Source organism: Bradyrhizobium sp. USDA 4451 (assembly GCF_054822585.1).
This window is the reverse complement of the sequence record NZ_JBTRCH010000001.1, coordinates 1,407,365-1,429,584: the sequence shown is the minus strand read 5'-3', so window position 1 is coordinate 1,429,584 and position 22,220 is coordinate 1,407,365. Positions and strand designations below refer to the sequence as shown.

At 64.8% G+C, this 22,220-nt stretch carries 17 protein-coding genes and 1 pseudogene; 9 read left to right on the top strand and 9 right to left on the bottom strand.

The genetic code is table 11. The annotated features are described in order from the left end of the window. Window positions 1-42 precede the first annotated feature (42 nt). Together ACVMB0_RS06560 and ACVMB0_RS06555 are read right to left on the bottom strand one after the other, a co-directional pair. A complete protein-coding gene (locus ACVMB0_RS06560; RefSeq protein ID WP_461345688.1) occupies window positions 43-354 on the bottom strand; it encodes a DUF1272 domain-containing protein in 312 nt (103 codons plus the stop codon). A gap of 86 nt (window positions 355-440) precedes the next feature. Further along, the gene (locus ACVMB0_RS06555) at window positions 441-917 is read right to left on the bottom strand and encodes an Lrp/AsnC family transcriptional regulator (protein ID WP_461345687.1); all 477 of its coding nucleotides are present in this window, start codon (window positions 915-917) and stop codon (window positions 441-443) included. A gap of 122 nt (window positions 918-1,039) precedes the next feature. Between ACVMB0_RS06555 and hppD the strand changes: the two genes are divergently transcribed. Beyond that, complete coding sequence (gene hppD, locus ACVMB0_RS06550) at window positions 1,040-2,158, top strand: 4-hydroxyphenylpyruvate dioxygenase (RefSeq protein WP_461345686.1); 1,119 nt, start codon at window positions 1,040-1,042, stop codon at window positions 2,156-2,158. A gap of 112 nt (window positions 2,159-2,270) precedes the next feature. On the opposite strand, the gene ACVMB0_RS06545 is transcribed toward hppD, so the two are convergent. The 4 genes from ACVMB0_RS06545 to ACVMB0_RS06530 form a co-directional block, all read right to left on the bottom strand. Further along, a complete protein-coding gene (locus ACVMB0_RS06545) occupies window positions 2,271-3,383 on the bottom strand; it encodes a CaiB/BaiF CoA transferase family protein (RefSeq protein WP_461345685.1) in 1,113 nt (370 codons plus the stop codon). A 246-nt stretch (window positions 3,384-3,629) separates the two neighbouring features. Next, window positions 3,630-4,430, bottom strand: coding sequence for an FAD binding domain-containing protein (locus ACVMB0_RS06540; protein WP_461345684.1), 801 nt, complete (start codon window positions 4,428-4,430; stop codon window positions 3,630-3,632). Between the two features lie 13 nt (window positions 4,431-4,443). Next, entirely contained in the window at window positions 4,444-6,783 is a 2,340-nt protein-coding gene (locus tag ACVMB0_RS06535; protein WP_461345683.1) for a xanthine dehydrogenase family protein molybdopterin-binding subunit, read from the bottom strand. 90 nt (window positions 6,784-6,873) lie between these two features. Next, window positions 6,874-7,359: a (2Fe-2S)-binding protein gene (locus ACVMB0_RS06530; RefSeq protein WP_456751613.1), complete on the bottom strand. Its 486-nt coding sequence runs from the start codon at window positions 7,357-7,359 to the stop codon at window positions 6,874-6,876. Window positions 7,360-7,763: 404 nt separating this feature from the next. On the opposite strand from ACVMB0_RS06530, the gene ACVMB0_RS06525 reads away from it, so the two are divergent. From ACVMB0_RS06525 to ACVMB0_RS06510, 4 genes are all read left to right on the top strand, one after another. After that, the gene (locus tag ACVMB0_RS06525) at window positions 7,764-9,479 is read left to right on the top strand and encodes a PQQ-dependent methanol/ethanol family dehydrogenase (protein WP_456751614.1); all 1,716 of its coding nucleotides are present in this window, start codon (window positions 7,764-7,766) and stop codon (window positions 9,477-9,479) included. A gap of 22 nt (window positions 9,480-9,501) precedes the next feature. Beyond that, the gene (locus tag ACVMB0_RS06520; RefSeq protein ID WP_461345682.1) at window positions 9,502-10,701 is read left to right on the top strand and encodes a c-type cytochrome; all 1,200 of its coding nucleotides are present in this window, start codon (window positions 9,502-9,504) and stop codon (window positions 10,699-10,701) included. A gap of 24 nt (window positions 10,702-10,725) precedes the next feature. Next, the gene (locus ACVMB0_RS06515; protein ID WP_456751616.1) at window positions 10,726-11,406 is read left to right on the top strand and encodes a response regulator; all 681 of its coding nucleotides are present in this window, start codon (window positions 10,726-10,728) and stop codon (window positions 11,404-11,406) included. Window positions 11,407-11,486: 80 nt separating this feature from the next. Continuing rightward, window positions 11,487-12,269, top strand: coding sequence for a LuxR C-terminal-related transcriptional regulator (locus tag ACVMB0_RS06510; protein ID WP_461345681.1), 783 nt, complete (start codon window positions 11,487-11,489; stop codon window positions 12,267-12,269). On the opposite strand, the gene ACVMB0_RS06505 is transcribed toward ACVMB0_RS06510, so the two are convergent. Beyond that, window positions 12,264-13,637, bottom strand: a complete 1,374-nt coding sequence (locus ACVMB0_RS06505; protein ID WP_461345680.1) for an ATP-binding response regulator — start codon at window positions 13,635-13,637, stop codon at window positions 12,264-12,266. The two genes, ACVMB0_RS06510 and ACVMB0_RS06505, sit on opposite strands and share 6 nt — an antisense overlap. Continuing rightward, window positions 13,634-14,807: pseudogene (locus ACVMB0_RS06500) on the bottom strand (FIST N-terminal domain-containing protein). The gene ACVMB0_RS06505 and the pseudogene ACVMB0_RS06500 overlap by 4 nt, the downstream one beginning before the upstream one ends. A 465-nt stretch (window positions 14,808-15,272) precedes the next feature. On the opposite strand from ACVMB0_RS06500, the gene ACVMB0_RS06495 reads away from it, so the two are divergent. Continuing rightward, on the top strand, window positions 15,273-17,306 hold the full coding sequence (locus ACVMB0_RS06495) for a methyl-accepting chemotaxis protein (protein WP_461345679.1): 2,034 nt from the start codon (window positions 15,273-15,275) through the stop codon (window positions 17,304-17,306). A gap of 155 nt (window positions 17,307-17,461) precedes the next feature. Here ACVMB0_RS06495 and ACVMB0_RS06490 read toward each other — a convergent pair whose 3' ends face one another. Next, a complete protein-coding gene (locus tag ACVMB0_RS06490; protein ID WP_461345678.1) occupies window positions 17,462-17,830 on the bottom strand; it encodes a DUF3175 domain-containing protein in 369 nt (122 codons plus the stop codon). A 183-nt stretch (window positions 17,831-18,013) separates the two neighbouring features. Here ACVMB0_RS06490 and ACVMB0_RS06485 point away from each other — a divergent pair, with 183 nt between their 5' ends. The 3 genes from ACVMB0_RS06485 to ACVMB0_RS06475 all read left to right on the top strand — a co-directional run bounded on the left by ACVMB0_RS06485 (window position 18,014) and on the right by ACVMB0_RS06475 (window position 22,017). After that, the gene (locus ACVMB0_RS06485) at window positions 18,014-19,507 is read left to right on the top strand and encodes an MFS transporter (protein WP_461345677.1); all 1,494 of its coding nucleotides are present in this window, start codon (window positions 18,014-18,016) and stop codon (window positions 19,505-19,507) included. Window positions 19,508-19,510: 3 nt separating this feature from the next. Continuing rightward, complete coding sequence (gene otsB, locus ACVMB0_RS06480) at window positions 19,511-20,362, top strand: trehalose-phosphatase (protein WP_461345676.1); 852 nt, start codon at window positions 19,511-19,513, stop codon at window positions 20,360-20,362. Between the two features lie 203 nt (window positions 20,363-20,565). Then, window positions 20,566-22,017 carry a trehalose-6-phosphate synthase gene (locus ACVMB0_RS06475; protein WP_461345675.1) on the top strand — a complete coding sequence of 484 codons (1,452 nt, stop codon included), beginning with the start codon at window positions 20,566-20,568 and terminating at the stop codon, window positions 22,015-22,017. Window positions 22,018-22,220 lie beyond the last annotated feature (203 nt).

Here is a 22,220-nt window from a genome sequence, read left to right as displayed (position 1 = left end):
ACCATGGATTGCTTCGCTTCGCTCGCAATGACGAGCTGAAGCTTACCGCTCCTCCGGCCTGATATCCCGCAAGCGCGCCGTATGCGCCGCGCAGTTCTCGACGCTGTATTTCAGATGCACCCGCTGGTCCGACGGTGGCTGGTTCACGGTGCAGACGCCCGGCCGCCACGGCTTAGCCGGGCGGATCGGCCGCGGCGCGAAGCCGCCGCCGCAGTTCGGACAGACATTGCCGAGCCTGGTCTCGGCGCAATCCGCGCAGAACGTGCATTCGTAAGAACAGATTCGTGCGTCGAGCGCGCTCGGCGGCAGGTCCTTGTCGCAATATTCGCAGTTCGGTCGCAGCTGCAGCGCCATGGTCGTCTCTCTAGCCGGGTGTTGGCGAAATGATCGCAAATCGTGTCGCGAAAGCGAATGACGAAATTCCCTCGATTCGCGCCGGATCACGCCTGCAGCGATTTCAGCGGCAGCTTGGTGCTCTCCTTCAGGCGGTCGAGCACGATCGAGGAGCGAACATGGGCCACGCTCTGGTGCGGCATCAGCACGTTGTTGACGATGTCGGACAGGCTCTTGAGGTCGCACAGCATCACCTTGAGCACGTAGTCGGCGTCTCCCGTCAGCGCGTAGGCTTCCTGGATGTCGTCGACGCGGTTGACCAGTTCGCGAAACCGCTTGGCGTTGTCGGGCGAGTGGGTCGCCAGCGTGATGTGGATGAAGGCGATCAGGCCGAAGCCGAGCGCCTCGCCGGAGAGGTCGGCGTGGTAGCCGGCGATCACCTTCTCCTCCTCCAGCCGCATCCGCCGCCGCGAGCATTGCGAGGCCGACAGGCCGATGAGGTCGGCCAACTGCTGGTTGGTGAGCCGGCCGTCATCCTGCAGGGCCGCGAGCATCTTGAGGTCGAAGGCGTCAACGTCTGGCATGCACCAAATGTCCAATTCATGCGCGGATCGTGCGCAATACTAGCAAAGTAGGCCCAATTTTGCACGCACGTTGCGCCGCAAGTGACGGAAACTGGTCCCAGACAAATCAGGGAGTTGCCGCCATGGGTCCGTTTCCGCACGATGCGCCGCCGGCCGAAATCAGCGCCGAGAACCCGATGGGCACCGACGGCTTCGAGTTCGTCGAATACGCCCACCCCAATCCCGGCGAGCTGCACGCCTTGTTCAAGCTGATGGGCTTTGTCGCGGTGGCCAGGCACAAGACCAAGGCGATCACGGTCTATCGCCAGGGCGACATCAACTATCTCGTCAACGAGGAGCCCGGCAGCCACGGCTTCGACTTCGTCGCCGCACACGGCCCCTGCGCGCCGTCGATGGCGTTCCGCGTGGTCGATGCGAGGCGCGCCTATGAGCGTGCGATCGCGCTGGGCGCCGAGCCCGCCGAGGCATCGTCGGCGCAGAAGACGCTCGATGTGCCCGCGATCAAGGGCATCGGCGGCAGCCTGCTGTATTTCGTCGACCGCTACGGCGCCAAGGGCTCGGCCTATGATACCGAGTTCGAGTGGTTAGGCGCCGCCAACCCGCGCCCCGCCGGCTCCGGCCTGTATTACATCGATCACCTCACCCACAACGTCCATCGCGGCCGCATGGATGTCTGGACCGGCTTCTACGCAAAGCTGTTCAACTTCCGCCAGATCCGCTTCTTCGACATCGAGGGCCGCGCGTCGGGCCTGTTCTCGCGCGCGCTGACCAGCCCGGACGGCAAGATCCGGATTCCGATCAACGAGGACGCCGGCGATTCCGGGCAGATCGAGGAATATCTCAACACCTATCACGGCGAGGGCATCCAGCACATCGCCTGCGGCGCGCGCGATATCCACGCGACGGTCGAGAGATTGCGCGCGGACGGCCTGCCGTTCATGCCGTCGCCGCCCGACACCTATTTCGAGCGGATCGACAGCCGCCTGCCGAAGCATGGCGAGGACGTCGCGCGGCTCAAGGCGAACGGCATCCTGATCGATGGCGAGGGCGTGGTCGAGGGCGGCCAGACCAAGGTGCTGCTGCAGATCTTCTCGGCGAATGCGATCGGGCCGATCTTCTTCGAATTCATCCAGCGCAAGGGCGACGATGGTTTCGGCGAGGGCAACTTCAAGGCGCTGTTCGAATCGATCGAGGAAGACCAGATCCGCCGCGGCGTGCTCAAGGTCGATCACGCGGCGTAGCGGCGACCGCGCCGCATGACCTCGTCATTGCGAGCGAAGCGAAGCAATCCATCTCACCGCTTGCGGAGACCTGGATTGCTTCGTCGCTTCGCTCCTCGCAATGACGGCGAGACTATTTCCCCGCCTTCCATGCGCTCGTCACCTCGCCAATGCTCGCAAGCTCCGGCTCGCGGATCGCTGACGGCGTGCGCGAGAAGCGCGGCGCGGGGGCGGGCTGGGTGACGCCGTGGCGTTCGACGAACACCTGGCGGGCTGCCATGTGCGGATGCTTCGGTGCTTCCTCCATGGTGAGGATCGGCGCGAAGCAGATGTCGGTACCTTCCATGATCGTGCACCAGTCGGCGCGCGACTTGGTCTTGAACACCTTTTCCAGCTTCGCCTTCAGCGCCGGCCAGGCCTTGCGGTCCATTTGGGCGTCGAAGTCGGCGTCGGTCAGGCCGGCATGCTTGCGCAGCAGTGCGTAGAACTGCGGCTCGATCGAGCCGATCGAGATGAAGTTGCCGCAGGAGCATTCGTAGACGCCGTAGAAATGCGCGCCGCCGTCGAGGAAATTCTGATCGCGGCCGCCGCTCCAGCGGCCCTGCGCGGCCATGTCGTAGAACATCGACATCAGCGAGGCCGCGCCGTCGCACATCGCGGTGTCGACCACCTGGCCCTTGCCGGACTTCTGCGCTTCCAGCAGGGCTGCGAGCACGCCGACCACGAGGTACAGCGCGCCGCCGCCGAAATCGCCGACCAGATTGAGCGGCGGCACCGGCTTCTCCTTGGGTCCGATCGCGGCGAGCGCGCCCGTGATCGAGATGTAGTTGATGTCGTGGCCGGCGGCATTCGCCAGCGGGCCTTCCTGGCCCCAGCCGGTCATGCGGCCGTAGACCAGCTTCGGATTGCGCGCGAGCACGACGTCGGGGCCGAGACCGAGGCGCTCCATCACGCCGGGGCGGAAGCCCTCGATCAGCGCATCGGCATGGCCGAGCAGCTCGAGCACTTCCGCGATCGCTGCCTTGTTCTTGAGATCGAGCTCGATGACCTTGCGGCCGCGGGTTGCCACCGCCTTCAGATTCTTGCCCGCGCCGACCCGGTCCAGCGTGATGACCTCGGCACCCATGTCGGCGAGCAGCATGCAGGCAAACGGGCCGGGACCGATGCCGGCGAATTCGACGATGCGGAAGCCGGTGAGCGGGCCCGAGGTGCGAGCGGCGGTTTGGGGGGCAGGCTTGTCGAGCACGTTTGTTGTTCCGTTGGTTGGATGGTGTTATGCGGCTGGGCTACGACTGGCTTGGCGCCGAACTTCCTGCGTTTCCCCAGCCGCCCGTCTGCCGGTATTTTTAATTAGCTGATTAGCTAAATTGTCTCGCTGAATGCGCGATGTGGCAAGCACCTTTTGCCTTATGCGGCCGGTAAAAACGCGAACGGCGCGCATCGCTGCGCGCCGTTGCAGACTTGTGTTTAGGCGCTAAAGCGCGCTGCTTGATCAGCCTGCGGCGGTGACCGCCCGCTGTCCCATGACCTTCACGAGGTTGGCGCGGTAATCCGCCGAGCCGTGGATGTCGGCGAGCAGGCCGCTCGCCGGGATGGTCACGCTGTCGAACGCCGAGGCCGCCCAGTTCGCCTTCAGCGCCTGCTCGATCGGCCCGACCCGCATCACGCCGCTCTGCGACGCGCCGGTCGCAGCGACGCGGACATCGCCCGATTTGGTCTTGGCGACGAACACGCCGGTCAGCGCGAAGCGCGAGGCCGGATTCGGGAATTTCGCGTAGCCCGCCTTGGCCGGGACCGGGAATGCGACCTGCGTGATGATCTCGCCGTCTTCGAGTGCCGTCGAGAACAGGCCCTTGAAGAAGTCATCCGCCGCAATCGAGCGCTTGTTGGTCTTGACCGTCGCGCCGAGCGCCAGCACCGCCGCCGGATAATCCGCCGCCGGATCGTTGTTGGCGAGCGAGCCGCCGATCGTGCCGCGATAGCGCACGGCCGGATCGCCGATCCCCGACGCCAGATGCGCCAGCGCCGGGATCGCTTTCTGCACCGCCTCGCTTTGCGCCACGTCGTAATGCGGCGTCGCGGCCTTGATGGTGACGGTGTCGCCCGACACCTCGATGCCGATCAACTCCTGCACCTTGGAGAGGTCGATCACATCGGAAGGTGCGGCGAGGCGCTGCTTCATCACGGGAAGCAGGGTTTGCCCGCCGGCGAGGAATTTTGATTCCGCGCCTTTGGCGAAGGTTGCGGCAGCGTCGGCGACCGAGGAAGCGCGATGATAATTGGTCTCGTACATGGCTCTTCCTCCCTCAACCGTGAATGGCGTGCCAGACGCGATCGGGCGTCGCCGGCATTTCCAGCTTGTTGTTGCCAATGGCGTCCGTGATCGCGTTGATCACGGCAGCCGAGGCGCCGATCGCGCCGGCTTCGCCGCAGCCCTTGACGCCGAGCGGGTTGCCCGGACACAGCGTCGTGGTGTGGGAGAGCTGGAACGACGGCAGATCGTCGGCGCGCGGCATGGTGTAATCCATGAAGGACGCGGTCACGAGCTGACCGGTGCCGTCATAGACCACGCCTTCCAGCAGCGCCTGGCCGATGCCCTGGGCAAGGCCGCCGTGAACCTGGCCTTCGACGATCATCGGGTTGATCAGCCGGCCGAAATCGTCCGCTGCCACGAAGTTGACGAAGGAGGTCTTGCCGGTAGCCGGATCGACCTCGAGCTCGCAGATATAGGCGCCGGCCGGGAAGGTGAAGTTGGTCGGGTCGTAGAACGCCGTCTCCTTCAGGCCGGGCTCCATGCCGTCGGGCAGATTGTGCGCGGTGTAGGCGGCGAGCGCGACCATCGGCAGCGCGATCGACTTGTCGGTGCCGGTGACCTTGAACTCGCCATTCTCGATCACGATGTCGCTCTCGGACGCCTCGAGCGCGTGGGCCGCGATCTTCTTGGCCTTGGCCTCGACCTTCTCCATCGCCTTCACGATCGCGGTGCCGCCGACCGCGAGCGAGCGCGAGCCGTAGGTGCCCATGCCGAACTGCACCTTGTCGGTGTCGCCATGGACGATCGAGACCTGGCTGATCGGCACGCCGAGCCGCTCGGCGATGATCTGGCAGAACGTCGTCTCGTGACCCTGACCGTGGCTGTGCGACCCGGTGAGCACCTCGATGGTGCCGACCGGGTTGACGCGGATCTCCGCCGATTCCCACAGGCCGACGCCGGCGCCGAGACTGCCCACCGCCTTCGACGGCGCGATGCCGCAGGCCTCGATGTAGCAGGAGACGCCGATGCCGCGCAGCTTGCCATCAGCTTTCGCCTTGGCCTTGCGGGCCGGGAAGCCGGCATAGTCGATCGCCTTCATCGCAGCGTCGAGCGAGGCGTGGAAGTCGCCGATGTCGTACGCCATGATGACCGGCGTCTGATACGGGAACGAAGTAATGAAGTTCTTCTTGCGCAGCTCGGCCGGATCGACTTTCAACTGCCGCGCCGCCGTCTCCATCATGCGCTCGATCAGGTAGCTCGCCTCGGGGCGGCCCGCGCCGCGATAGGCGTCGACCGGCGTGGTGTTGGTGTAGACGCCGATCACCTCGGCATAGATCGCCGGGATCACGTACTGGCCCGACAGCAGCGTCGCGTAGAGATAGGTCGGCACCGCCGAGGAGAACAGCGACATATAGGCGCCGAAATTGGCGTGGGTCTTCACCCGCAGGCCAAGGATCTTGTTGTCCTTGTCGAACGCCATCTCCGCCTTCGAGACATGGTCGCGGCCATGCGCGTCGGTGAGGAAGGCTTCCGAGCGGTCGCCGGTCCACTTCACCGGACGGTTAACCTTCTTCGAGGCCCACAGCGCCACCATCTCTTCCGGATAGATGTAGATCTTGGAGCCGAAGCCGCCGCCGACGTCGGGCGCGATCACGCGCAGCTTGTGCTCGGGCGCGATGTTGTAGAACGCCGACAGCACGAGGCGGGCGACGTGCGGGTTCTGCGACGTGGTGTAGAGCGTGTAGTGCTCCTCGGCCTGGTCGTAATGCGCGACCGCCGCACGCGGCTCCATCGCATTCGGCACCAGGCGGTTGTTGGTGAGGTCGAGCGTCACCACATTGGCGGCTTTGCTGAAGGCATCCTTGACCGCGGCTTCGTCCCCGAGGTGCCAGTCATAGACGATGTTGCCGGGGGCCTCGGGATGCAGCTGCGGCGCGCCCGGCTTGATCGCAGCCTTGATGTCGGCCGCCGCGGGAAGCTCTTCGTAATCGACGACGACGGCTTCGGCCGCGTCCTTGGCCTGGTTCTTGGTCTCGGCGATCACGACTGCGACCGCCTGTCCGACGAAGCGCACGGTCTCCGGCGCCATCGCCGGCCACGCGCCCATTTTCATCGGCGAACCGTCCTTCGAGGTGATCGCCCAGCCGCAGATCAGGTTGCCGACCTTGTCGTCGACGATCTGCTGCCCGGTCAGCACCGCGATCACGCCGGGCATCTTCATGGCCTCGGTGGAATTGATGCCCTTGACCTTGGCATGGGCGTGCGGGCTGCGGATGAAGTGAGCGTAGCTCATGCCGACCATTTTAACGTCGTCGACGTAACGTCCTTGTCCGGTGATGAACCGGCGATCTTCCTTGCGCACGACGCGTGCGCCAATTCCTTCAACACCCATGGTCTGGTCCTCCCGACCGGAGATTCGATTTGCCGCCGTTTCCATCGAGATCGGCGGTGATGAGCTTGATCGTATGTGCTGCGCGAGCTGCTATTCGGCGGCCTGCGCGACCTTCATGCGGCCGGCAGCGTCGAGCACCGCCTTGACGATGTTGTGGTAGCCGGTGCAGCGGCAGATGTTGCCTTCGAGCTCGTGACGGACCGTTTCCTCGTCGAGCCTGCCACCGTGGCGGTGCACGATATCGACCGCGGACATGATCATGCCGGGGGTGCAATAGCCGCACTGCAGGCCGTGATTGTCGCGGAATGCCGCCTGCATCGGGTGCAGCTCGTCGCCCTTGGCGAGGCCTTCGATGGTGGTGACGTTGCAGCCCGCCGCCTGGCCGGCCAGCATGGTGCAGGATTTGACCGCGCGGCCATCGACATGGACGACGCAGGCGCCGCACTGGCTGGTATCGCAGCCGACATGGGTGCCGGTGAGGTTCAGATTTTCGCGCAACAGGTGCACGAGGAGGGTTCGGTCCTCGACATCGACCGAGACCGCCTTGCCGTTTACCGTCAGTTTGACTGTAGACACGCGTTTCTCCCAATAGCTTCGTTATGGGCCCAGTAGACCACGCTTCAGATGGGACGTAACCGCGATCAAAGTCGTAGTTACGGCCCTGTCACGAAGGCTCCGGGCTGTGCCTCTAATCCTAGCAGCCAGCCGTTCGATGGGCAATTTGCAAGCGGGCCGCGGCGTGCTCCGGCGTGACGAAAATGCGCTGCGACGCAAGCGATTTCCGGCAGATCATTGGTGCTTGCAGCACGGCAAAATCGTCGCCGCTGACGCTACTACCTTCCGCCTATAACGACGCAAGAGTGTTGCTGGCATTTTCATCGCCGATGTAGCGACACAAGATCGCTGATCCATGCATTTGGGTAGAGAGACGCGCGCGCGATGCATCCATCGCGGCAACGAAACCATATTGGAGGAAGCCAATGAAGCTGAGGAGCGGGATTTTCTTTGCCGGCGTGTCGCTGGTCGCCATGGTGATGGCAGGTGTTACGGCATCGAACGCCAATGATTCCGTCGCAAAGGCAGCGTCCGATCCGAACGGGTGGGCGATCGCCGGCCACGACTACGGCAATACGCGCTTCAGCCCGCTGAAGCAGATCAATTCCGAGAACGCCGGCAAGCTGCAGCTCGTTTACTCGATGTCGCTCGCTTCGCTGCGCTCCAACGAGGCTTCGCCGGTGGTGATCGGCAAGAACCTGTATGTGTCGACCTCGTGGGGGCCGAAATACGTCTATGCGATCGACGCCGCGACCGGCGCGCGCAAATGGACCTGGCAGCCCGATATTCCTGACGACGTGCTCCAGTACGCCTGCTGCGACGTCAACAGCCGCGGCGTCTCCTATGCCGACGGCAAGATCTTCGTCGGCCGGCTCGACGGCAAGCTGACCGCGCTCGATGCCGAGACCGGCAAGGAGCTCTGGACCTCGACCGTCGTCGACTACAAGCAGGGCTCGGTGATCACCTCGCCGCCGCTGATCGTCCGCGACAAGGTCATCACCGGCTTCGGCGGCGGCGAATACGGCGTCCGCGGCGCGTTGCAGGCCTTCAACCTCAAGGACGGCAAGCTGCTCTGGCAGACCTTCACGGTGCCGGCGCCGGGCGAGCCCGGCAGCGACAGCTGGAAGGGCGACACCGGGCTGCATGGCGGCGGCGCCGCCTGGCTGGTCGGCTCCTACGATGCCAAGACCGACACCGTCTACTGGGGTACCAGCAATCCGGGTCCGTGGAATACCGCGGTGCGCTCCACCGGCGACGGCAATTTCGGCAAGCTGACCAACCTCTATACCGCCTCGACGCTGGCGATCGATCCCAACACCGGCAAGATCAAGTGGCATATCCAGGGCACGCCGGCCGACGCCTGGGACTATGACGGCGTCAACGAACTCTTGCTCGCCGACCTCAAGATCAAGGGCGCCGAGACGCCGGTGCTGATGAAGGCGGACCGCAACGGCTTCTTCTTCGTGGCCAACCGCGAGACCGGCAAGGTGATCTCGGCCGAGAAATACGTGTTCGCCAACTGGGCCAAGAAGTGGGACATCAACACGATGCGGGCGGAGGAGGATCCGGACAAGCGTCCCGGCCCCGGCCATCCCGCCAAGGACATCTGCCCGAACCTGATCGGCGGCAAGAACTGGCAGCCGATGTCGTTCAACCCGCAGACCGGCCTCGTCTACATCCCGAGCAACAATGTCTGCATGGATTGGTCGGTCTCCGACGTGAACTACAAGCGCGGCGTGTTCTATCTCGGTGCCGAATTCCCGACCAAGCCCGGTCCCGGCGGCTTCCTCGGCGAACTCGTGGCCTGGGATCCCGTGGCCAACAAGAAGGTGTGGAGCATCAAGGAAGACCTGCCCTTCAACGGCGGCACGCTGACGACCGGCGGCAATCTGGTGTTCTCCGGCAATCTGCATGGCGACTTCCGCGCCATCGACGCCAAGAACGGCAAGGTGCTGTGGAGCAAGAACCTCGGCAGCGGCATCGGTGCCGGTCCGGTGACCTATTCGGTCGACGGCAAGCAGTATGTCGCGATCGTGGTCGGCCGCACCGCGGCGCTGCCGGCCTTCCTCGGTGACATCGGCAAGCAGATGGTCGCCGCGGCGCCCGAAGGCGGCTCGCTGTTCGTGTTCGCCCTGCAGTAACAACAGTCGCGAGGAGGCAGCATTGTCCGTGTCCCGTATCAACTTGAATGGCATGCCGAACTCAACGCGCCGCGTGCAGTTGGGAAAGGCGATCCGGACCGTGCTGCTCTCCGCGACGCTGCTTGCGCCGGCCCTGTCGGCCGGCGCGGACGAGACAAAACCGCCGCTGCGGCTCTGCGCCGATCCGACCAACCTGCCGTTCTCGAGTGACGAGCCGGGCAAGCCCGGCCTCTACCTCGAGATCGGCCAGGCGGTGGCCGCGAAGCTCGGCCGCAGCGTGAGCACCAATTGGTACAAGTCGTATTTCGGCAAGCGCACCGTGCGGGAGACGCTGCTCAGCAAGCAGTGCGACGCCATGGTCGGGCTCCCACTGATCGATGATTTCATGGGGCCTTCGGTGATCTTCTCGAAGCCGATCGCCCATGAGGGCTATGCGCTGGTCGGCGCCAGGGATCGCAAGCTTGGCGGCATCGACGACCTCAGGGGATTGCGGGTTGCGGTGCAATACCAGTCGACGCCGCAGAACCTGCTGGCGCTGCGTGACGATATTCAGAAGGTCACCGTGCTGAGCCCGGAGGAGGGCATGGCGGCCCTCGAGCAGGGCAAGGTCGACATCGCCTTCATCTGGGCGCCGGTGGCGGGCTGGCTCAACGAGACCAGCTACGGCGACAAATACCAGATTGTCTCCACCGAGGGCGACGGCCTGCTCTGGGCCACCGCGATCGGTTTTGCCAAGGCATCCGGCGCACTGCGCGACGAGGTCGACGGTGTGCTGCCGTCGCTCGGGCCGGATATTGCCGCTCTGTTTGCCAAGTATGGCGTGCCGAACGGCGCGCCGGTGAAATTCGGCCAGGCGGCACCGGCGACGACGTCGGTCGGGACGAGCGAGCCTGTCACGGTCGGGCAGGCGGTCGCCGAGAAACCGGTTCAGACCGCGGCGGCCGCCGGCGACACCAAGGGGGATCCAAAGGCAGGGCGGGAGGTGTTCAATGGCACCTGCGCCCATTGCCACGGCCCGGACGCAGTGCAGGCCGAACGAAAGATCGATCTCAGGCTGCTCAAGAAGCGTTATGCTGACGACATGGAATCGACCTTCTGGAAGACGGTCCATGACGGGCGGCCGGCCAAGGGCATGCCGGCCTGGAAGGACGTCTTCAGCGACGACGAGCTGAGAAACGTGTATGCCTATCTGCAGAGCGTTCAGGATACCGGCGGGAACTAGGCAAAGAGCAGTGCGAGGGTCCTCATGATGGGGTTCCTGATCATCGACGATCACCCCCTGTTCGGCGAAGCGCTTGGCAACGCCATCCGCATCTCGCATCCCGATGCCCGGATCTACGAGGCGACCTCGATCAAGGGCGCGCTCGGCATCCTCGCGAGCGAGCCGAATATCGATCTGGCGCTGCTCGATCTGCTGCTGCCCGACGTGGTCGGCTTCTCCGGCTTCCAGAAGATCAGGGATCGCTATCCGCGGCTGCCGATCGCCATCGTCTCCAGTGAAGAAGACAAGCACACCATCCGCGAGGCGCTGGAGATGGGCGCGGTCGGCTATCTGCCGAAATCGACCTCGCTCGGCGAGCTGTCGCAGGCGATCGCGCGCGTGCTGAGCGGATCGGTGTCGGCGCCGCGGGATTTCGTCGCGGTCGGCGCGCTCGATCAGTCCGAGACCGCGCGGACGCTGCGCGAGCGGATCCAGAAGCTGACGCCGCAGCAGATCCGCGTGCTGCATCTGATCATCCGCGGCCTGCAGAACCGCGAGATCGCCGCCGAGCTCAAGCTCGCCGAATCCACCGTGAAGGCGCATGTCACCGAGATCCTGCGCAAGCTGAAGCTGTTCAGCCGCAACAAGGCGATCATCGAGCTCGGCAAGATTCCGCTTCCGGTCCTCGAGACCAGCGCGGCTGCGAAGGCCGAGAAGGCGCCCTAGCTTGCTGCATCGCGAGGCGATCGCATTGAACGTCCTGCCTATAGGCCGCCGGTCGGCTTTGGGATAAGTTCGTGCGCATCATGGCTGTCACAAGCGATCCGAGGGAGGACGGCGCAGCATTGACCACGACCGCGCCCCTGGCGGACCAGCCGCCGCTCGATCAAGCGGGTGCGCCTCGACTGCTGATCGTCGAGGATCACCCGCTGTTCCGTGCCGCCCTGATCGGCGTGATAAGCGCCGAGTTTCCCGACGCCGAGGTGTTGCAGGCCACCTCGATCGACGGCGCGCTGGATGTGATCGCCGCGCGCGAGGGGCTTGATCTGATCCTGCTCGATCTGTCGATGCCGGGGACCACAGGCCTGCTCGGCGCCTACCGGGTGCGCGCCGCTGCGCCACGCAGCGCACTGGTGATCGTGTCGGCGCATGACGATTCCCGGATCGTCGGCGGCGCGATCTCGCTCGGCATCTCCGGCTACATTCCGAAGTCGACGCCGAAGCTCGAACTGGCGCGGCTGCTGCGCGGCATCCTCGAAGGCCAGCTGTGCCTGCCGACGCGCTTCCGTGATACCGCCGCCGCACGGAAGGCGCAGGCCGAGACCAAGCAGCTGATGCAGCAACTCGGTCAGTTCACCGCGCAGCAGCTTCGTGTGCTCGACATGATCTGCCGTGGCTTGCAGAACAAGCACATCGCCTATGAGCTCGATATCTCGGTCACGACCGTGAAGGTGCATGTCTCCGAGATCCTGCGCAAGCTCGGCGTACGCAGCCGGACCGAGGCGATCATCGCGCTGTCGAAGCTCGATTTCGGCAAGCACGACCACGCGCCGGTGACGGCCTCGTCGTCGCGCGACGCCGAATCATAGCCGCGCGCCGGACTGCTCCGCCGCCAGCAGGAACGACAGCAGCGAGCGCATCTCGGCCGGCTTGATCGGCTTCTTCAGCAGTTCATGGCCGAACGCCGAGACGTCGGACGCAGCCTTGGCCGAGTAATCGGCGGTCACGATGATCGCCGGGACCTTGGCGTTGATCTCGCCGCGGATCACATCGACGGCCTGGATGCCGGTCTCGCCATTGTCGAGATGCAGGTCGGCGATGATCGCGTCGGGGATGCCGTCGAGCGCATGGATGCGCTCGAGCGCCTCAGTCTTGGAGATCGTCACCGCGACGTCGCAGCCCCATTTCTCCAGCAGATGCGCGAGACCCTCGGCGCTCGACAGGTCGTTCTCGATCAGCAGGATCTTGGCGCCCTCCATGCCGCCATAGCGATAGTCGACGCTGGCCTGCTCGCGCACCGGGATCGCGACCGGATCGAGCGTGCGCGGCACGGTGACCGAGAACACCGAGCCCTTGCCGGCGTGCGAATTCAGCCTGATGTCATGACCGAGCAGATCGGCAAACCGGCGCACGATCGAAAGGCCGAGGCCGATGCCGGCCTTGTCGCCGGCGCCGGCGTCGCCGCGCTGGAATTCGACGAAGATCGCCTCGCGCTGGGCTTCCGGGATGCCCGGCCCGGTGTCGTGCACTTCGATGCAGATGTCGCTGCCTTTCATGCGGCATCCCATCAGCACGGCGCCGCGCTGGGTGTAGCGCAGCGCGTTGGCGACGAGGTTTTGCAGGATCCGGCGCAGCATCAGCGGATCGGAGCGAACCACGGCGGATGACGGCATGATCCGGAAGCCGAGATTGCGCTTGGCGGCGGTCGCGACAAATTCCTGCTCCAGCGCCTCGAACAGCGCGGCGATCGCGACCGGGCCGAATTCGGGCCGGAGCACGCCGGCGTCGAGCTTCGAGATGTCGAGCAGCGTCCGCAGCATGTCTTCCAGCGTCGCCAGCGAGCGGTCGATCTGGTCGGTCAGCGCGACGCTCTTGGGCTCGGTCGCCATTTCCGCGAGCGCGGACAGCGTCAGCCGCGCCGCATTCAGCGGCTGCAACAGGTCATGCGTCACCGAAACCAGCACCGACGATTTCAGCGAGCTTGCCGCCTCGGCCTGCTGCTTGGCCTGCAGCAGGCGTCCGTTGGTTTTCTCCAGCGATTGCAGCGCCTGCTTGAGCTGCTGGGTGCGGTCGCGCACCTGCTGGTCCAGCGCAATCGCGGTCTCGAACAGGGAAAAGGCGTTGAGCTGCTGGTCGGTCGACCGTTCGACACGCGACATCAGCGCGGCGTTGATCTTGCGCAGCTTCTCGGCTTCGCGTTCCAGGGCGGCAATGCGCGTGGTCTTGCTGTCGGTCATTGCGGCGCGATCGCCCGCTTGCCGATGGCGATGCCGGTCAGCGTCTGGTTGACATGCATCGAGCGATACTGCTCGCCATAAGTCTGAAAGCCAATCACCTTGTTGCGGCGATAGAGCTCCGACATTTCGCGCGACAGCTGGCGTTGCTCGACATCGAGCCGGCGCAGCACGCATTCGAAGCCGATGAACATCGAGACCTCGCCGAGATCCTCGGTCAGCTCCTTGAGCAGGCGGCTGGTCACGTCGATCGGGTCGCGCTCGCGCGCCACCGTCAGCACCATGCCCTCGTCGATGGCGCAGAAGAATTGCAGCGACCCGTCGGGGTTGGTGCGTTGGATCGACCGCGCGTAGTAGGCGCCGCCGACCCGGACCAGCACCGGATGCGCGGCAAAGGAGAACAATTCGAGCTTGCTGTCGCTGAGGCCCACGGCGCGGGAATATTCCAGCGCGGCCCGGCTCGGCGTTCAATTCCTTGACGATGCGGTGCTCGGTGTCGGCCTCGGTCACCACCATCTTGGTCGAGGTCGGCTCGAAATGATCGCACTTGAAGGTGCGGAACGGCAGCCGGGTCCGGATCAGGATCAGGACGGCGGCATCGCTATGGGCCTTGCCGTCATGGAACACCCAGGACTTCTCGAACCGCAACCCGTCGCCGGCGGAGCCGCCGACCACCGGGATGTCGCCGAGCGAGGCGTAGATCGCCGACATGATGGTCTCCTCACGCTGGCACATGCCATCGATGAAGAGCAGTCCGAAGGACTCGTCGGTGTGGTCGCAATGCTCGGTGCGTTGCGCGAATTCGTGCTGCAGCTCGGTGCAGATCGAGCGGCCGTGGTCGACCCGGAACGTCGAGACGTCGAACAGCGGCCGGGCCGCGATGACGAAATCGGCCGCGTCGAATCCCATCGCGACCACGCTGTCCTCGTCCCAGCCGCGCGGGGACAACTCGCCGGCCGTGGTGCAGCCGAAGATCGGAACGTCGGGCATCCGCTTCGACAGTTCGGCGATGAACGCTTGCGGATCGTAGAACGGCGACACGAACACCACGAGCATGGCGAGCTCGGTCGCCGCCAATTGGCGCGCGATCTCGTCGGCCGCCTCCTGCGGCCCGTCGGTCTTTGCCTGCACCACGACAATGCTGTCGGTGGCGCTGCCGTTCTGCTTCGCCAAACGTATCCTCCCTGACCAGAATTTTTTGCTTTTCTTGGCGCGGCCGGTTCGGCTCGCGCAGGTCTCAAGGGCATATGGGGCTTAGCCGCGATCGGTTGCGGCCAAGCCCGCCTCTAAATTCCAGGTCGTGAGGGGAAATGTCATGGGCCGGCGGTCTTCGCCGTCAGCCGAGCTCGCCGCGAGCGCCAACGGCGCCGATCGACGCGATGACATGGGACACCTCCCGATGTGTTGTCCTGGCCCGGGCAGGGACAGGTTTGATCGGTTCTAAACTATCGGGCCGGACCCGCGCGTCAATCACCTTGCCCGCCCCCCTGGGCCGACCAAGGTAGTACCGGGCCGAACCGGCGCGGCCGCTGCCCATTTACCGGGCCTTATCGATTCTGCCTTAGTTTTGCCCTCCGGGGGCTGGGGCGGGTTGCCGCCGGACCCCGCGTGGTTTTCAGAATGAAGACGGGGGTTGGAATGCCGGGACTGAAGCGATCGTTGTCGATCAGGTTCCCAACCCTCAGATTCCGCGCCAAGATCATGCTCGGCTTTGCCGTCACCTTGGCGCTGTCGGCAGCCACCATGGGCTTTGCCTATCTGGGCTTCGAGCGGGTCTCCGCCGGGGTCGGCTCCTATCGCCAGAGCGTCGCGGAAGCCGATCTCGCCCGCAACATCGACCGCGAATTGATCTCCTACCGTTCGCTGGCGCGCTACTACGTCGCCACCGGCAAGGAAGACGACGCCAAGGCCGCGCTCGCCGCCGAGGCCAGCCTGAAGGACGCCATCGTGGCGTCGATGAAGGGCACCAGCAATCCGGCCCGGCTCGAGCAGGTCACCAAGCTGGAGCGCGAGTTCCGTGCCTTCACCAAGATCTTTGCCGAGATCGTCCGCATCAAGGACGACAGCGCGCTGACCGCGCAGAACAAGCTGACGCGCAGCGCAACCTCGATGCGCTACAAGCTCGACGATCTGCCGAGCAATGCCGACGATTCCGAGCTGCAGTCGATCCAGTTCGGCGCCAAGAAGGTGGCCGACCAGTTGCAGTCGATCGCCGGGGCGGTCAACACCTTCGTCGTCAACGGCGACAAGACGGTCGCCTCCAGCGCGCTCGCCCGGCTGAAATTCGCCGACAATCTGGTGAAGGCGATCACCTCGAAGGACGAGCGGATCACGCAGAGCGTGAAGGACATCACCGGCCTGCTTGAGGAGTACCGCGAGGCGCTCACCAGGCTGATCGCGAATGCGAAGTCGATCGACGAATTGACCGTCGAGATGACGGAATCCGCGGCTGCCATCAGCCAGGGCGCGGCGGCGATGAAGTCCGATCTGCTCGCCGACCAGAAGCGGTTCGAGACCGAATCGCACAGCATGATCGGCGACACCGAGCAGCTGATCCTGATGCTCGCGGCCGGCAGCTTCGTGCTCGGGCTGGTGTGGGCGTTCCTGCTCGGCAAGGGCATTTCGCGGCCGATCGCGGCGATGTGTGCGGCGATGCGCGAGCTCGCCGCCGGCAATTTCGACGTCGTGCTGCCCGGCCTCGGCCGTCGCGACGAACTCGGCGAAATGGCCGGCGCGGTGGAAGAGTTCAAGGTCCAGGCGGTCGCCAAGGCCGAGCGCGATGCCGCGACCCAGGAAGCGCAGAACAAGGCGAGCGCGACCGCGCGGCGCAACGAGCTGATTCGTTTCGCCGACGAATTCGAATCCGCGGTCGGCTCGATCGTCTCCAACGTGTCGGCGTCCGCCGTGCAGCTCGAATCCGCGGCCGGTACCTTGACGCGGACTGCGGAGACCACGCAGAACCTGTCGAGCCAGGTCGCCGCCGCCTCCGAGGAGGCCTCCAGCAACATGCAGTCGGTGGCATCCGCGACCGAGGAATTGTCGGCGTCGGTCGACGAGATTGGCCGCCGTGCCAAGGAGTCCAGCCAGATCGCCGATTCCGCCGTACGTCAGGCCGAGCAGACCGATGCGCGGATCGGCAAGCTGTCACGTGCCGCGCAGGAGATCGGCGACGTGGTCAAGCTGATCACGGCGATCGCCGAGCAAACCAATCTGCTGGCGCTGAATGCCACCATCGAGGCCGCTCGCGCCGGCGAGGCGGGCCGCGGCTTCGCGGTCGTTGCCTCCGAAGTGAAATCGTTGGCGAGCCAGACCGCGCGCGCCACCGACGAGATCTCTACCCACATCTCGGGCATGCAGGCCGCGACGCAGGAATCGGTCGCCGCGATCAAGGAGATCGGTGGCACGATCGGGCAGATCTCGGGGATCGCGACCAACATCGCAAGCTCGGTCGAGCAGCAGAGCGCCGCCACGCAGGAGATCGCGCGCAGCGTGCAGAACGTCGCGCAGGGCACCCAGGAAGCCGCTTCCAGCGTCACCCAGGTCAACCGCGGCGCCACCGAGACCGGAGCCGCCTCCGAAGAGGTGCTGAACTCTGCCCGCTCGCTCTCGGTCGAGAGCTCGCGGCTGCGCGAGGAGCTCGACCGCTTCATGGCGAATATCCGCGCGGCGTAACTGGCGCTGAACTAACCACCGTCGTCCTGGCGAAGGCCAGAACCCACACGCCGCCGCCCTCGAAAGAGGCAAGCGGCGAGTTGTCCTTACGCCAACAGACAGTAGTGGTAATGGGTCCCGGCTTTCGCCAGGCCGACAGAACGAGGACGACGGTATCAATCCCGACCGAACTGATGCTTCAGCTCGACCTTGGCGCGCTCGAGCCGCGACCGCTCGGTCTTCGGCAGCGTCTTGCCGGCGCGGTTGATATAGAAGGTCAGCATCGACAGCGCGGAACGATAGGCGCCGCTCTTGCGGCGCGTGCTGTGCTCGGCGGATTTTTTCAGCGATGCTGCGATCTTCCTCGCGCTGGTCTGCTTGAACACGCCGCGCTTGAGGTCGAGCGCGTCGCTCTCCTTTGTGACCCGCTGCGACCAGCGCTTCGACGTCGTCTTTCTCGCACCACGCTTGCGGCGCGCTGTGCTCGTGGATCGTGCCGCTGATTTTCTCGACGTCTTGCGCGAGACTTTCTTGTGTGCAGCCATCAATGCCTCCATGGCTTTGTGCCGAGAACACTTCGCCGCGATTGCGGTTCCTGTGCCGCAGTGCGGGAACCGTTCCCGGCATGCAGCGTTGATGAGGTGTGGCGGGCACACCGTTTGCCGCAATCCTGGGAGGAAAGACCTTGGAACGCACCGTTCCGGGGATTTTCTCATTGGTCCAATCTGATGAATTTGCAGCCGGTACAATCGAGTTCTGCGACAACGATCGACGGGACGGCCGCGCCAACTGCGCAGAGCGCCGATCGCATCATCGAGACCTCGATCCCCCTTCGCCTCGACAATCTCCACTGGAGCGGCTTCCACACCCGCGTCGTGCTGGCGCTCGGCATCACCTGGATTCTCGACGGGCTCGAAGTGACGCTCGCCGGCGCATTATCGGGGGCGCTGAAGGAGAGCCCGACCATGAGCTTCTCCAACGCCGATGTCGGTCTTGCCAGCAGCGCCTATCTCGCCGGCGCCGTGCTCGGCGCGCTCGGCTTCGGCTGGCTCACCGACCGGATCGGGCGCAAGAAGCTGTTCTTCATCACGCTGGCGGTCTATCTGACGGCGACGGCTGCGACCGCGCTGTCGTGGAATGTCGCAAGCTACGCGCTGTTTCGCTTCCTCACCGGCGCCGGCATCGGCGGCGAATACACCGCGATCAATTCGACCATCCAGGAGCTGGTGCCGGCGCGCTACCGCGGCTGGACCGATCTCGTCATCAACGGCAGCTTCTGGATCGGTGCCGCGATCGGCGCGTCGAGCGCGATCGTGCTGCTCGATCCTGCGTTGCTTGCGCCGGATCATGGTTGGCGGCTCGCCTATTTCACCGGCGCGGTGCTCGGCCTTGTCGTGCTGTTGATGCGAATGTGGATTCCGGAAAGCCCGCGCTGGCTGATGATCCACGGTCGCCCCGAACAGGCGCACAAGATCGTCGCCGATATCGAGACCTCGGTGCTCGGTCGCGAACAGTCCAGCGAAGATTTCGACAAGATCAAGCTGCGGATGCGCGATCACACGCCGCTGCGCGAGGTCGCGGTGACACTGTTCTCGACCTACCGGCAACGCTCGCTGCTCGGGCTGACGCTGATGGCGGCGCAGGCGTTCTTCTACAACGCGATCTTCTTCACCTTCGCGCTGATCCTGACCGATTTCTTCGGCATCGCCGCCAGCAATGTCGGCTGGTACATCCTGCCGTTCGCCGCCGGCAATTTCCTCGGACCGCTGCTGCTCGGCCGCCTGTTCGATACGCTGGGCCGCCGCACCATGATCGTGCTGACCTACGGCACCTCGGGCGTGCTGCTCGCGTTGTCCGGTTATCTGTTCTCGGTCGGCGTGCTCAGCGCCACGACCCAGACCATCGCCTGGATGGTGATCTTCTTCTTCGCCTCGCCGGCGGCAAGCGCCGCCTATCTCACCGTCAGCGAGACGTTTCCGCTCGAGGTCCGCGCGCTTGCGATCGCGGTCTTCTATGCTGTTGGCACCGGGATCGGCGGCGTGATCGGCCCGGCGTTGTTCGGCGTGTTGATCGACACCGGATCGCGCAACAGCGTCTTCGCCGGCTACCTCCTGGGGTCGGCACTCATGTTGGTCGCCGCAGCCGCCGCTTGGCGCTATGCCGTCGCGGCCGAGCGAAAATCGCTCGAATCTGTCGCGCGACCGTTGGCATTTGTGGAGTAGACTATGACGAAGCATGACGTGGCCGAAATGGCTCTGGATGACGACATCGCCCCTGACGCCAAGAATGACAGCAGGATCGACAGCAGGATCGAGAGTGTGCCGGCATCGCTGATTCCGCCGCTTCACCAGACCGCGGTGCTGCTCGACATCGACGGCACGCTGCTCGACTTCGCGCCGACGCCGCGCGAGGTCTGGGTGCCGCCGGAGCTGTCAGGCACGCTGAAGCAGCTGCATGAGCGCACCGGCGGCGCGCTGGCGCTGGTCAGCGGCCGCTCGCTCAACGACATCGACCTGATCTTCGCGCCGGACGTGTTTCCCGCGATCGGCGGCCATGGCGCCGAGATGCGGTTGCAGCCGGACAGCGAGGCGGTCGCCGCGCACGCGCCGCCGCTCGACAAGGAATTGAAGCGCCGTCTGGCCGCGATCGCCAAGCTCAGCCCCGGCATTCTGCTCGAGGACAAGGGCTATTCGCTGGCGCTGCACTATCGGCTGGCGCCCGCTGCGGAGAAGGCGATCTATGAAGCGGTGTCGCTGATCCGCGCCGAGCTGCCGAATGCGCCGATCGAGGTGTTGCCGGGCAAGAGCGTTTGCGAGATCAAGCATTCCGGCTTCACCAAAGCGACCGGCGTGCGCGAGCTGATGACGCATGAGCCGTTCCGGGGACGCCGACCGTTCTTCATCGGCGACGACGTCACCGACGAGACCGTGTTCGGCATCATGCCTGATTTCGACGGTCTCGCATTCTCCGTCGGCCGCCGCGCGACCGGCGTCGCCGGACATTTCGCCGGGCCGAGCGATGTGCGTCAATTTCTCGCGCGGCTGCTTGACGATGATCGGGACGTCAGCCTGTCCTAACCCGAGTCGTATTCATCGCAACCGAATCGAATGCGGTGCTTTTGCGTCGTGACGCGGCGCTCGCGTGTAATTTTCTTTTCGCGAGTTCCCGCGAGTTCCTCCGCGCCCTGCCCGATTTTGGTTTCATTTGGGAGATTCCTTAATCAGGAACCATCTTGATGAATGGTTGTTAATACGCGAGTTGACCAACAGGAGGGGACCTGGTGAACCTCGTCGTCGTATCGAACCGCGTCTCGCGCGGAAAACCTAACGAACCCATGACGGGGGGGCTGGCCGCGGCATTGCTGCCGGTGGTGGAAAAGACAGGGGCAATATGGGTTGGTTCCAGCGGGCGGGTCCGCGACGGGAACCACAAGGAACCTTTTGCAGAAGTCGAGGCCCTCGGTGCGGGCGCGCTGGCGATGCTCGATCTGCCGGCCGCGCATTATGGCGGCTACTACGAGGGCTTCGCCAATTCGGCGCTGTGGCCTGCGATGCATTCGCGTGCCGATCTGATTCGCGCCTCGCACGAGGACTACACCAGTTATCGCGAAGTGAACGCGTTCATGGCGCGCGCGCTGCTGCGCTTTCGCAAGCCTGATTCCGTATTCTGGATCCAGGACTATCATTTCCTCGCACTCGGCGCCGAGCTGCGCGACCTCGGCGTCACGCAGCCGATCGGCTTCTTCCTGCATACGCCGTGGCCGGCGCGCGCGGTGATCGCCGGCGTGCCCAATCATCGCGAGCTGATCGAGGCGATGCTGTCCTATGATCTGATCGGCTTCCAGACCGATGAGGACTGCGAGAACTTCCTGAGCTACGTGCAGAACGACCTCGAATTCGAGGTGCGTGACGGCGTGATCAATTCGTCGTTCGGCCGCACCCGCGCTGCGGTGTTCCCGATCGGCATCGATCCCGGCAAGTTCGCGCAGCAGGCCACCAAGGCGATGACGCATCCCGACGTGACGCGGCTGCGGCGCAGCCTGAACGGCGAGAAGCTCGCGATCGGCGTCGACCGGCTCGATTATTCCAAGGGTCTCGTCAACCGCATCAAGGCGTTCGACCGGATGTGGTCGCTGCATCCGAACCTGAAGCGTTCGGTGTCGCTGTTGCAAATCGCGACGCCCTCGCGCGGCGCGATCGAGGCCTATGGCAATCTTGCCGGCGAGGTGGCGAAGCTCGTCACCGATGTCAACGGCGTGCATGGTGAGGTCGACTGGACGCCGATCCGCTACCTCAACAAGGGGTTCGGCCAGGGCGTGCTCGCGGGGCTCTATCGTACCGCGCAGGTCGGCGTCGTGACGCCGCTGCAGGACGGCATGAACCTTGTCGCCAAGGAATACGTCGCCGCGCAGAATCCGGCGGATCCCGGCGTGCTGGTGCTGTCGAAATTCGCCGGCGCGGCGAACGAGCTCGACTCCGCATTGCTGGTCAATCCGCACGACATCGACGGCATGGCGCGCACGCTCGCAACCGCGCTGGCGATGCCGCTGACCGAGCGGCGGATGCGCTGGGAAGCGATGATGGAGAAGCTCAACAGCGGTACCATCCAACAATGGTTCGCCGACTTCATCGAGGCGCTGCAGGATACGCACAGTGCGGCAAACGCGGCGCTGCCGGAGCCTCCAACCCTGTGGCCGCGCCGCGCGGCGGATATTGCCGCGCGCTATCACTGAGCGACGTTATCCCTGCGGGATCGGTGCGTCGTTTCGCACATCCGCTGTTCTGTCGTCCCGGCCTGGTGCGCAATTGCGCACGGGAGCCGGTATGACATTATGTTGCTCCGCCTGGTGAGTGATACGCGCGCATTCTCGCAATGCTTGCGCCAGCCCGCCCGGACCGCCGTCATTGATTTGCGCTTGCGTCCGGCCAGCACGCC